The sequence below is a fragment of the Agrobacterium sp. SUL3 genome, assembly GCF_001263295.1.
Taxonomy (GTDB): Bacteria; Pseudomonadota; Alphaproteobacteria; order Rhizobiales; family Rhizobiaceae; genus Agrobacterium; species Agrobacterium tomkonis.
In genome coordinates this window covers 75,237-87,558 of sequence record NZ_KQ414508.1, presented here as the reverse complement: position 1 = coordinate 87,558, position 12,322 = coordinate 75,237, and the positions used below count along the sequence as shown (strand labels likewise).

General features: G+C 59.2%; 10 protein-coding genes. 6 read left to right on the top strand and 4 right to left on the bottom strand.

The genetic code is table 11. The features are described 5' to 3' along the window. Positions 1-18 precede the first annotated feature (18 nt). Positions 19-918 carry an HlyD family secretion protein gene (locus tag AKG12_RS19035; RefSeq protein WP_052820052.1) on the bottom strand — a complete coding sequence of 300 codons (900 nt, stop codon included), beginning with the start codon at positions 916-918 and terminating at the stop codon, positions 19-21. Positions 919-1,484: 566 nt separating this feature from the next. Between AKG12_RS19035 and AKG12_RS19030 the strand changes: the two genes are divergently transcribed. Both AKG12_RS19030 and AKG12_RS19025 read left to right on the top strand, forming a co-directional pair. Then, a complete protein-coding gene (locus tag AKG12_RS19030) occupies positions 1,485-2,312 on the top strand; it encodes a hypothetical protein (protein ID WP_046800446.1) in 828 nt (275 codons plus the stop codon). Between the two features lie 84 nt (positions 2,313-2,396). Beyond that, positions 2,397-3,113, top strand: a complete 717-nt coding sequence (locus tag AKG12_RS19025) for a GntR family transcriptional regulator (RefSeq protein WP_046800506.1) — start codon at positions 2,397-2,399, stop codon at positions 3,111-3,113. A gap of 51 nt (positions 3,114-3,164) precedes the next feature. Here AKG12_RS19025 and AKG12_RS19020 read toward each other — a convergent pair whose 3' ends face one another. Continuing rightward, positions 3,165-4,145 carry a 3'-5' exonuclease gene (locus AKG12_RS19020; protein ID WP_052820051.1) on the bottom strand — a complete coding sequence of 327 codons (981 nt, stop codon included), beginning with the start codon at positions 4,143-4,145 and terminating at the stop codon, positions 3,165-3,167. 183 nt (positions 4,146-4,328) lie between these two features. Here AKG12_RS19020 and AKG12_RS19015 point away from each other — a divergent pair, with 183 nt between their 5' ends. The 4 genes from AKG12_RS19015 to AKG12_RS19000 all read left to right on the top strand — a co-directional run bounded on the left by AKG12_RS19015 (position 4,329) and on the right by AKG12_RS19000 (position 10,629). Beyond that, positions 4,329-5,231, top strand: a complete 903-nt coding sequence (locus tag AKG12_RS19015) for a hypothetical protein (protein WP_046800444.1) — start codon at positions 4,329-4,331, stop codon at positions 5,229-5,231. Between the two features lie 140 nt (positions 5,232-5,371). After that, a complete protein-coding gene (locus AKG12_RS19010; RefSeq protein WP_046800443.1) occupies positions 5,372-5,881 on the top strand; it encodes an RNA polymerase sigma factor in 510 nt (169 codons plus the stop codon). A gap of 86 nt (positions 5,882-5,967) precedes the next feature. Beyond that, positions 5,968-6,894, top strand: coding sequence for a FecR family protein (locus tag AKG12_RS19005; protein ID WP_052820050.1), 927 nt, complete (start codon positions 5,968-5,970; stop codon positions 6,892-6,894). A gap of 156 nt (positions 6,895-7,050) precedes the next feature. Then, positions 7,051-10,629: a TonB-dependent receptor domain-containing protein gene (locus tag AKG12_RS19000; protein ID WP_285277764.1), complete on the top strand. Its 3,579-nt coding sequence runs from the start codon at positions 7,051-7,053 to the stop codon at positions 10,627-10,629. Positions 10,630-10,703: 74 nt separating this feature from the next. On the opposite strand, the gene AKG12_RS18995 is transcribed toward AKG12_RS19000, so the two are convergent. Beyond that, positions 10,704-11,117, bottom strand: a complete 414-nt coding sequence (locus AKG12_RS18995; protein ID WP_052820049.1) for a hypothetical protein — start codon at positions 11,115-11,117, stop codon at positions 10,704-10,706. Positions 11,118-11,265: 148 nt separating this feature from the next. Continuing rightward, positions 11,266-12,183, bottom strand: coding sequence for a lytic transglycosylase domain-containing protein (locus AKG12_RS18990; protein WP_052820048.1), 918 nt, complete (start codon positions 12,181-12,183; stop codon positions 11,266-11,268). Positions 12,184-12,322: the final 139 nt, after the last annotated feature.

Below are 12,322 nucleotides of genomic sequence, written 5' to 3'. Positions count from 1 at the left end.
AGTCATGGGGTTGATCGTTCACGATCCGCATTGTTTCCTGGCACCTTCAGGCAATCCGGCCTCGGTGGAGGAAATGAACTGCGGCACGTCCTTGGTCAGGCCGTCGATCTCGACGGACAGCCGGTCGACCTGACGTATTTTCGCGTCGTCAGGATTGACCTCGCTCGCTTCCTTCAGAGCATTGGTGAAATTGCCGACCTGAATGTTGAAGTCCTGAACCTTGCCGTTGATGGTGGAAATCGCCGCTTTGAGCCTGGTGATCTGCTCTTCCAGATTTTTCACTGCGCTCTGGTTTTCCGCGTGGCTCTGCTGTGCCGCTATCAGCTGGCGGCGATTGTTTTCGAGCTGGTTGCGAACGCCCTCAAGCGCCGTCCGGGCATTGTCCAGCCGCGGCAGTGCGATGCGGTATTCCCTCTCCGCATCATTCATCCAGCCCAGCGCCTTCACCGCGGCGTCACCGGCCTGGCAAATTCCCGGCAGGAAGAAGAGGACGCCGCTGCATATTGTTACTCTCTTGGCCTGCTCGTCCCTTTCCCTTCGGGCTTTTTCGAACACGGCCTGACGCGCCCTGACGTTCTCGCTCTCAGACTGAACCAGTTCTTCATAGCCCTTCACGGCCGTCTCGGACTGCGCCACCTGCCGTTCCAGCTCGATCTGCAGGTACATGGCCTCTCCCAGCGCCCTCTCCCGTTCGGCGCTGAGCTGCTGTTGCGCCGTCAGATACTCCATCAGGCATACGGACCGTCGGCCAAGCAGCTCCCGGCTTGCCTCCGCCTGTTCAAGTTTTGACTGGAACGCCGCCACCTGTTCGGTGGTGAGGGCGGCCGCATTTGCAATGGCCGGCTGACCCATGGACGGAATATCAAACTGCATCGCAATTGCCGCAAGGCCGGCAAAAATAACATGTCGAAGTTGCATCGCTTTATCCTCCTTCTGAGAATTGGTGGTGAATGGACGTGCCGCGGCCCAGCCGGCATTGCTGCCGGACGCGCCAGAAACTCGGTAGAAACATGCGGATGCCAGGCGGCTTCGGGATGCACTTTCCGTCACTCCGTCAAGGCCAAGAAAACAACCATCAAAGATTGTGTTTTCGGTTGCCCAACGAAAGATATCGTGTCCGAAGCCAAATAAAATTATTCAGTAAAAACAGACGATAACATTGTTATTATCGCCGCTCTCGCAAACCGTTCCAAAAGGGCACATATTTCAACGCGCTCTTTAACACTCAATTTATGAGAGTATTTTTTAATACCCCTCGGGAGAGCGATGCGGGAGTGCAACAAATTGCACGCATCTCCCGAACCCGGAACATTTCAGCTGTCATGTGCGCCTGAACGGCCCCAGTCGGTGAGCAAAACTCATATTTTTAAATTCGCCATAAAGTAGCGAAACTTAAATTCCGTGGGAGAAAGGCATCTGGAAAAGCAGCTGCGCAGGATTCAAAATCGCTCCCGCAAGGAGACCCCGTTCGGCCGCAGCCGGACATGCTTCAGGAGAGGCTGACACCCCTTGCGAACCGGATCCTGAACGATGCCGCTTTTGACGAGACTGTCATCCGTCTTTGCTCGCAGATATCGAGGGTCTACAAGCAGGAACCACGCCTCGTCCGCGCTCTCGGTGATTTCGGCGCATTCGCAACGATCCTGTGCGCCGTCGCTCTGGCATCGGTTCATGGCGGACGATTTACCCTGGCTGAGGTTCAGGCCGTCGTCGTCCCCCGAGGCTGGGCCTCAAGCCGCAGGACACGGGCGCTGATCGACTGGCTGGAACTCGAAGGCGCCGCCCGGCGGCATCAGCCCAATGGCGACAACCGCGAACGCCCATGGTCGTTGTGTGGCTGGCTGATCATGGCGATCGAGACACTCGCCGAGACTTATCTTGCCGCAGCCGCGCCATGGCAGGCGCAACCGGTTATGGATAGGCCGGCGAAAGACATCGGCGTCAACATCCTTATTGATGGCGTCGGCTGGCTTTTGAAACAACCGCAGGAGTTCAGCCCCACATCAATGGAAACCCTGATGTTCCTGGGCCATGCGCCCGGATTTCCTCTGCTGCTGGATCTGCTGTCTGCGGCCAAAACCAGCAAATCCGGTGCCTCCAATTGTGAGTTTTCCCGCAAGGCGGCTGCGCGCGCCTATGGGATCAGCCGCGCCCAGGTCACGGCCCTATTGGCCAAGGCAGAACGCCTGAGCATCTTGAAGAGGGACGGATCCCGCATACTTCTGAGCGATGGGACATTGCAGAATGTACAAAGGGATATCGCCCATCAACTGGCATTCATTGTCGTGTGGTTAGGGATTTTGAGGGCCTGACGATATCAGCGATTGTTCACGATAGCGACGCCACTAGGAAAACCGATGCCGCCGGGTTAGAAGAAGCGATACCGGATGCGTGACATGACCCTGCCAGAAAAGACCCCAGCCGTGGATGCCACAATCGAGGATCGCTCGCTTTTGATCCGCGAATCCCTGCGCAATGCCATCATCGACCGGCGGCTGGCGCCGGGAACCAAACTGTCGGAAGCCGAGGTTGGGGCACTCTTCGATGTCAGCCGCACCGTGGCGCGCGCCGCGTTGCAGATTTTGGCCTTCGAGGGGCTGGTGAAGACCGAGCGTAACCGTGGGGCCTTCGTTTCCACGCCTTCACCGGAAGAAGCGCGCCAGATTTTCGCCTCGCGCCGCCTGATCGAACCGGGCATCATCGCGGCGGCGGTGGAGCGCATCACCCCTGCGGATATTGTACGGTTTCAGCATCACCTCGTCGAAGAGGCGCAATATATGAATGAACGCGGCCCGGCGGCACGCCGGGCGGAAATAAAGGCCTCGGGCGATTTCCATCTCATGCTGGCGGCCCTATCCGGCAATGTCATCCTCCAGCGGTTTATGGATGAGCTGGTCGCCCGCTCCTCGCTGGTCGTCGCCCTTTATGGCCGTTCGGGTATTTCGAGCTGCGGCCACAACGAACATCTCGCCATTCTCGAGCTTGTCGCAAAGGGCGATGCAAAAGGCGCTTCAGATCTCATGCTCCATCACCTCGATCATATCGAGGCCGATCTCGATCTGCAGCCGAAGCAGGGTGTCAGCCTGCGAAATGCGCTGGCACCGCTCGCCTGATCGCCGGCGGAATCGATGGCGGAGAATGTCCGCCGCTCCCGCACGAGTGCTCTAGTTGGCCTTGAAGCGGTCGAAGGCTGTGAGGTGCTTGACCGGGGGATCGGCCTCCCAGCGGTAAATCTCGGTCCGCAGGAAATGCAGCTCCTCGTCGAGCTTTTCTTCGGCCACTTCCACCCACCAGGCTTTGGGTCGGCCATCGGAGCCATCTGACCAGCGGTAGCCGCGCTTTTTCAGATGATCCTTCATGTCGAAGGGGCTGTTTTCCGCATAAATGCGGACACGGGAGCGCTGGCTTGCCTGATGCAGTTCTGCGAAGGGTGCTTCGCCCTGCCCCGCACGGGCATGACCCAGCACTTCCAGAAGCGCAAAACAATCATCGACGGCGCGATGGCCGTCGTGGAAATAACCGGACTGCCCTATCAGATAGGCAAGTTTGCTGCCCTCAAAACCCCGCGCCCTCCAGTCGATCTCGGAAACCGAACAGGCCCATGCCTTCTCGCGGAAAATCGGTGAGAAAGCCTCGCAGAACGGGCGGTCGAAGCCGGCATTATGGGCGATGATCAGATCCGCCCTGGCAACAAGTGCGCTCAGGCGGTCCATGTCTATTACCTGTCCTTCGACCATCTCGTCGGTAATACCGGTCAGGCGCGTGATCTCTTCCGGGATGGTGACGCCGGGCTGCCGCAGGCCGCCATAAACACCGGTAACGTCGCCGATCGCGCCGTGATCGTCGAATGTGAAGGCGATGACGCCGATCTCGATGATCTCGTCGGTTCGATGATTAAGCCCTGTGGTTTCGGTATCGAGGATGATGCCCTGACGCGGAAATTCCGGCCGCGGTTTGTCGACGACCGCGCGTGGCATGAGCCGGCGTGAAACACGGTAATTGCCGGTGGATTCAAGATATCCGGCAAGCGTCTCATCATCCGCAACGTTTTTCTGCACCGTTTCGCGGCCGGCCGCTTTTCGCCCCCGTTCACCCTGGGGGAGACGCGCTGCCGCGGAACCGAAAAAATCCAACTGGGAGCTCATTATGCGCCTGTCCGCCGTATCCGGAAATCGTGATTTAAGTAGTCCAACATATGTGCAGAGGCTCACGGTAACAACAGCGGTTGCTGTCATCCACAGAAACTGACCCACACAGGTTGCGGGTTGCACCTTCTCGTTGCGGTGTTAGAAGGGAAATACCGTTCCGTGTTCAAGGAGAGAAAACGAATGCCGATCCCATCGCTTTCCAACCCGAAGACGCTCGCTGACCAGAGCCGGTTGAAGCTGTTTCCGCTGCAAAGCGGCCCGCAATTCGCCAATGTGAACATTTCCACCGGCGCAAGCGGCATCGTCTTCACCGGTTATACGCGAGATGCGAGTGCGGATAACGACGCCTTCTCCTGCTGCGGCAGCTATACGCTGCGCAACTCCGTCCACGCTGCCATTGCCGGCATGACCAGCGACAATTGCACGCTGTTTGCCCTGAAAAGCGTCATCAATCAGCGCCCGTGCCTCGCCGTTGGTGGTTTCGATGCCGAAGGCAAGCCCGTCCGGCTGTCGCAGACGGAATTTGAACAGGTCACCAGACCGCTCTTTAATTTCGCCGACAAGGTTTCGCCGATCCTCGGCAGCGAACCGGCACCGGGCATTCAGGTGCGCAGCGGTGACGCCTCCTACAATTATCAGGTCGATGCGCGCAGCGGCCGTTTCCGCTTCACCTATAAGGACAGCATGAACGGTGGGCTTTTCGGACCTTCCGCCGACGGCAATGTTTCGCTTGAGCACGACGGGCACCGACTTGCCAGAATAAGCGCGGGCGGCAGCTACAGCCAGTCCGACAATTCGATCAGCGGCTCCGCCTATCGCGACATCGATTCCCGTGGTTTCGATGCGACTGTGCGCAGCGGGCAGGCTTCCGCCATGTTCGGAAGAACCTATACGGAAAACGCCATCACGCGCAAAATCGGCATTGGTTATGGCAATACCTCATTGCGCCGTGAGGACACGCCCGGCGGAACAATCAAGGAAAGCCTCGAACACAAGCTGGAAAAAGTCACCCTAGAAGTGTCCCGCACCCGCGACCGGGCGAAAGGCACCGAATATATGCTGACGATCAAGATGCAGCTGTAAGGCCTGCCCAGGCCGGGGCGGCTCGGACATGCACGTCCGCCGCGATCACGGCCTGCCGGCTTTAACATGATTATTTAAGTTAAGTATTGAATTCGCATCTGCCACGGGGTATCGCCTGAAGTCCAATCTCCAGGTCGGTCATGACGCAGCGCGACGACAAATTCCTTTCGGCATTCCTGAAAACCCAGTCGGATATCAAGCGATATCTGACGCGGATGACGGGCTCGCGCGAGGATGCCGAGGATCTTGCCCATGAGGCATGGATCAAGCTGGCGAGAAACAGCTCGAATGCATCCGCAGCACCAGTGCCTTATCTCAAGCGCATCGCCAGGTCGCTGGCCATCGATCATGGGCGGGGACGCAGGCACCGGGCCACGACCGAACAGATCGAGGATGCCCTTTCCATTCAAGACGAGCGCCCGGGTCCTGACCAGCAGGTGATCGACCGCGACCAGATCCGGCAGCTTATGCGGGTCATCGGTGAACTGCCGGATCGACAGAGAAAGATGCTGGTCGCGGCGCGGCTGGAATTTCGTCCCTATGCCGAGATCGCGGAAGAGTTCCATGTCTCCACCCGCACGGTGGAAATGGAAATCAATCGCGCCCTCAGCTACTGCATCGAGAAAATGGGACATGAGCGGCGCAGATAATTTTCGGATTTACCGTTTGTGATCGTTAGAGCTAATGAGGTTCATGTGAAATTCCGGTATCGGGGCGTATTTTTGATAGGGGTTGCGTGTTGAACGAAGGATCCGATGCGCTCAAGAAGAAGGCCACGTCCTTTATCGTCAGGCTGCGCTCCGGCGCGGCCACGGTTGAGGATACAGAGGCGCTCCGCCACTGGCGCAGCCTCAGCGCCGATCATGAGCGCGCCTTCGTCGAGGCCTCGGCGCTCTGGCGCGATCTTGGCCCGGCCCTGGAGGCGCAGGCGAAGAGCCGTGTCAAAGCCACATCCAGACGATCTTTTCTGGTGGGCGGCAGCCTTGCCGCCGGCCTTGCAGGCATTGCCATCGCCCTGCCGGAACTCGGTTACCTGCCATCCATCGGCGCAATGCTTGCGGATTTTTCGACTGGCGTCGGCGAGCAGCAGAATGTCAGCCTGCCGGACGGATCGACCGCCTTTCTCGATGGCGGCTCCGCCCTGTCACTGGACAGCGGCGAACGGCAGTTCGATCTCACAGCGGGTGCAGCGGTTTTCACCGTCCAGCGGGCGGCGAACATTCCTTTTGTGGTCAAAGCCGGCAATGGCCGCGTGCAGACGTCCGGCGGCGCGTTCAGCGTCACCCATAATGCCAGCGGCGTAACCGTGGAATGCCTGTCCGGCCCACTCAGCGTCCACTGTCTCGGCGATGCGCAGCTGCTTCCCGGAGAGGCAATCGTCTATTCGGACGCTGGCCTTGGGGAAAAATCCGCAATCGACCTCGAGACGGCATCGGCATGGCGTGAAGGCATGCTGGTCTTCAACAACCGTCCGCTGGAAGACATCGTCGCGAGCCTGAACCGCCACCGGCGCGGCAGGATCATCATCACCCGTCAAAGCCTGCGCTCCCTGCACGTCTCGGGCGTCTTTCAGCTCAACCGGCCGCAGGACATTATCGCCCACCTTGAAGAAACCCTGCATCTTCATGCGGTTGGCGCAGGCGGAATACTGCTGCTCGTCTAAGCACTTTCGAACCGGAGACAGCGCTGGATTCTGGACGATCCGAAAATATTACAAAAAAACTCCACAAATCTTTTCGGGTTCATGCGCCTCGGTCGTCTTCCCTATCAGAGGCCGCAGCAAGGCGGTGAAATGGAAGGGAATACGGGGATGACTTTATTGGCGACGGGACATAAATCCGGTGGTCGCGAACGGCGTTTGAGGCTCGCAGCATTCTGCGCATCACTGGCCTGCTCCGTATCCTTAGTTGCCCATACCCAGGCCGTTGCGCAGGAGCTGCGCCAATTTTCCATTCCCGCCGGGTCCCTCGATGTGGCGCTGACGCGTTTTGGCGCCGCAAGCGGCATCCAGATTTTCTACGACGCATCCTTGACGAGAGGGCTCAAAACCTCCGGAGCAGCCGGCTCCCTGCCGCCGCGGGAGGCACTCGGCAGGCTGCTTGACGGCACCGGCCTCAGCTTCCGCTTCACCGCGCCCGATCGCGTGACGGTCTCAAATGCCTCACAGGCACCGGAGGCAACCTCTGCGGATGGCTCGCTCGTTCTCGAAACAATCACCGTCACCGGCAAGACAGGACGATATGGCAGTCCGGATGCGCCTTACGGCAACGATGCCCCGACCGCCTTCATTTCGGGTGAAGATATCGAGCGCTTCCGCGGCTCAAGCCCGGCCGACATGTTTCGTGGCACGGCCGGCGTCATGTCCGGCGAAGCGCGAAACGGCGCCGGCGCCATCGACGTCAACATTCGCGGCATGCAGGGAATGGGCCGCGTCGCCACGACGATCGACGGCGCCGAAAATTCCGTGACTGTCTATCAGGGTTATCAGGGCGTCTCGAACCGCACCTATGTCGATCCTGATTTCATCGCCGGTGTCGACATTACCAAGGGAGCCGATGCTGCTTCCTTTGGCAATGCCGGATCAGTGGCGATGCGAACGGTCGGCGCCGACGACATCGTCAAGCCGGGTGAAAAATGGGGGCTGAAGGTCAAGGGCGGCTTCGGCACCAATTCATCAAGCCCGACCGAAGGCGCATTGAGCGGCTATAGCTATCAGTCTGGCGCAGGCACCGCGACACCGTCCGCTGACGGCATGGACAGGCCCGCCTTCCTCAAGCCGACGACCGGTTCCGGCAGCGTCATCGGCGCTTACAAGGGCGAGGACATCGATGTCGTCGCCGGATATGCGCATCGCCGCCAGGGCAATTATCACGCCGGCAGCCACGGTCCTGTCGCTTCCCCGAAAAACATCGGCGACACGAAATATTGGGGCGGCACTTTGCCCAACACGATGATCAATGAAGGTCTGGTCAACTATCGCGGTGGCGAGGAAGTCCTCAATACCGAGCTGGAAACCCAATCGCTTCTGGCGAAGGTCACGGCGCGTCTGTCAGACGACCAGACATTTCAGATCGGTTACATGGGATACAGAAGCGAGGCCGGCGACCGGCTTGCATCACGGCTGACGTCGAATACCGGACAGGCGCAGCAGCAGGAACAGACCGTCAGCACCAGCCTCGACACATTTACCGCCAGATACAACTGGAACCCCGAAGACAATGACCTCATCGACTTCAAGTCGAATTTCTATTTCAACCATCTCGAAGTCCGCAATCCCGTGCGCGGCGGGCGTGGCCTGACGCCAGAGAAGATCGGCCTGCCATCGGGATTCCGGGTCGGCACCGATACCAATATGTGGGGAGCAGAGATTACCAACCGCTCGCAGTTCAGCCTGGATTACGGCGATTTCGACCTGAATTACGGACTTTCCTACCGTGCCGAAGACACCAAGGGCAGCGACCACACGGCCGTTCTGGAGGGCTGGCTGACACCGCGCGACGCCATTCGCCATGAAGGCGCAGCCTTCGCCAAGGCAGCTTACAAACCGGTGGACTGGCTCACCCTTAATGGCGGGTTGCGATACTCCCATTATTGGGTCGAAGACAGGTTCGATCCCTATGAGCGTTATCAGGCGCGGGACAAGCCGGTTGGCCTGAAAGTGGATGACGGCGGGTTCAGCCCATCTGCCGGAGTGACGCTGGAACCGTTCGACAATACCCAGTTCTACGTCAACTATTCGAATACGCTGCGCTCGCCATCCATCATCGAATCCGTCTCGGCCTTCAACAGCGTCATCGCGAATTCGGGTGTCCTGCCGGAACGCTCCAGCAACTGGGAAATCGGCACCAACATCATTCGCGACGGCATCCTCTCCGACGATGATACCGCCATGATCAAGTTCGGTTATTTCAACTGGGATGTGAAGAATTACATCTCGCGCACCGTCGTGACCGAACCACAGTTGACGTTGAATATCGGCAATATTCCGCGCGCCAAGTTTTCCGGTCTCGAACTTTCCGGCCGTTACACCAATGGCGGATTTTCGGCAGATCTTTCCGCCAACTACTTCCTGAATGTCGAATATTGCCGCACGACCCAGACCTGCGACAGCAAGTCTCTCTATGGCGACTATGCGACGAACCATGTTCAGCCGGAATATACGGTCGACCTGACGCTTTCGCAGAAATTTCTCGAGGACCGGCTGACGGTCGGGGGCCGCATCTCCTATGTCGGCCCGCGCGCCATCGGCCACGGCGACGTCACCGCGCAGGGTGCGTCGGAATTCATCGCGCTTGTCGACTGGGAACCCTATACGCTGGTCGATCTGTTTACCGAATACAAGATCAACGACAACATGACCGCGAGCCTGCGGGTGGAGAACCTGTTCGACCGTTTTTATGTCGATCCGCTCGGCCTCGTCACGCAACCCGGTCCCGGCCGCACCATCTATGCCAGCCTTACGGCAACGATCGGCGGCGGCGAGGCCCTGCCCGGCCTTTCCCCCTTCAGCCGCCCGACGGACGCATCCTTCGTGCGTGACTGGACCGGCTTCCATGTGGGTGCCCATGCCGGCGGCGATTTCCTGAATTTTGCAGGAAATACGACGTCGCTGGATGGCACATTCAACGATGCGGCCGCACGGGAATCCGCCGATTTCAACCTGCGTGGCGGTGCGTTTGGACTACAGGCCGGTTATGACCGGCAGCTGGAAAACGGCTTTGTCGTCGGCGTCGAGGCCGATTACACCAAGACCTATCTTCGTGGCCTCGAAAAGTTCGGTTCCACCGATCCGGTGCTGGCAAAGAGCGGCCACGTGGACGCGACGACCAGCTACGATATCGACTGGACGGCCGGTCTGCGCGCGAAGCTCGGTTACGCCGTGAATGACAGGTTGCTCGTTTACTCCACCGCCGGCCTGGCGCTGGCGAAAGAAACCCAGTGGCGCGACCAGTATATTTCAGACGGCGCAAGCGGGACCAATCCCCTTGGCTCCGAAACGACGGCATTCTTCGTGGAAAAGGCTTCCGGAACACGTGCCGGCTTCACAATCGGCCTAGGTGCGGAATATGCGCTGAACGACAATTGGTCGATCCGTGCGGATTACAGCTACAGCCATTTCCGCGCAAAATCGTTCAAGTTCAAGAACGCCCGTGCCGGCACCGGCAAGGATTATCGCACCAGTGAGCAGACGGGCACGGAGATGGTGGATCCCGGCTTGAAGAATGATCCGAACATGGCCTGGCTCTGCGATTCCATGCCGGAAGTCTGCGAGCCCTATGAATCCCCGATCTACGAATATGTGGACCATGTCGGGACATCCGGAATTGTAAACGGTCGCAATGCCTCGAACTCGCTGAACCTACATGCCATCAAGGTCGGGCTGAACTATCGCTTCTGAGGAAACTTTCCACAAGCTTTCGAGCCGTGCACCTGCCGGGTGCACGGCTCACGTCTCACGGACACATAGGTCGCTTACGAAGCCGGACGATTGAGAATGGCTTCGCAACTCGCCGGATTGCCGATGATCTCGCTCGTTTTGATGATGGAGCCGGCATCTGCCGTGATCTTGATGATGCAGTCGCGGCGGTGTTCCTTGATTTTCATGCCCTCCGTCTGCGTCATCTGGGTCTGGCCATCCACGGACTTGTATTCACGCCGGTTGCTAAGCCCGGCATAGGTCTCCACATCGACCTTCAGCCAGTAGGATTCGGTTGCGCCCTTGTCGATAACCACCTTGTTGGGTCGACCAAGCCTGGCAATGGCCGCATCCCGCGGCTGCCCCACGAAGGCTGCGACTGTGCGGGAAATATCGGTTTCTCCGGTTGAGGTGCAGGCGGTGACGATGATCAGCGCAGCCGCCAGACATCCGGTTTCAATCCATCTCATTTTCAATCGTCCCCGCGCAAAATATCGCCAGCCGCATAGGTTGCCTACTGCCGCTGCGGCGCAAATCTAGGGTCAATGATTTCATGCTGAAAGGCGGGCGGACCGAAATCCCGATCAACTTGTTATGATCGACGGGCGTTACGCTTCTCTATCTGTTGCGGAACACGGTGCAGGGGACGCCGGCCTGCCGGATCTCTCCGCAGAGCCTGTTGGCTTCGGCGCGGGTCTCACGGCCGATGCGGGCGGCATAACGCGGGCGCGAGCCGAAATTCCCGCCTCTTTGCCTGACGATGAGGGCACGTTCCACATTGAGCGGTTCCGACAATCCGCCGATCGCGCGGGTGAACAGCCGGTTCGCCATCGCCGGATTGTAATGCGCCGCAAGCTGCACACCCCAGGGTGCCCAGTCGGCCGAGGAAATGAGAACGGGATCGTTCATGGTGCGGGTGTCGGCCAGACGCAGGCAGGCGTCGAGGAAGGAACGACCGTCATCCAGCGCCGGGGCGGCTTTTTCCGGCGGGTTATCTTTCCAGTTCTCGACAGGATATCCGGTGATGGCAAACACGTAATCGCGGGTTTCCATTGGCAGGCGACCGGTGGCGATGAAGGTTCGCAACCCCGCCTCGCCGGCATTATAGGCCGCGGCGGCAAGCCCGAAATTGCCGAATTGACCATTCAGCTCGGAGAGATAACGCGACGACGCCTCAAGCGCGGCAATGATGTTGAAACTGTCCTCGAGACCACGCAGCCTTGCCGTTCCGGGCATGAACTGGGCGATGCCCTCGGCCCCTTTCGGGCTGACCGCATCGGCGCGGAACAGGCTTTCGCGCCAGATCAGCCGGGCGAAATAATCCGGCGGGACGGCGTAACGTCCGGCCAGCACCTCGATGGCATGACACAGATCGCTATTGTAGCTGCCGACCCGAATGCACAGTTCCGGCGCAACGGCATGGCTATAGGCACAGGCGTTTTTCCCCTCCGCCGGCTTCTCAGCCCGGGCGGCGCCGCCGGCTGTCACCAGCAGGCAGAAGACGAGAGCGACACGGCCTGTCCATATCCCTGCCAAGCAAACGACCCCACACTTCCAGACGCAACGCACCGATCATCGGGCAATCGCGAAAATATGCCCCGACCTTCGGTCCTGTTCAATGGTCGTTTCGGTTTCGCGCTGCCGATGCGCATCCGCACTATCAAAAGGCTCGGCG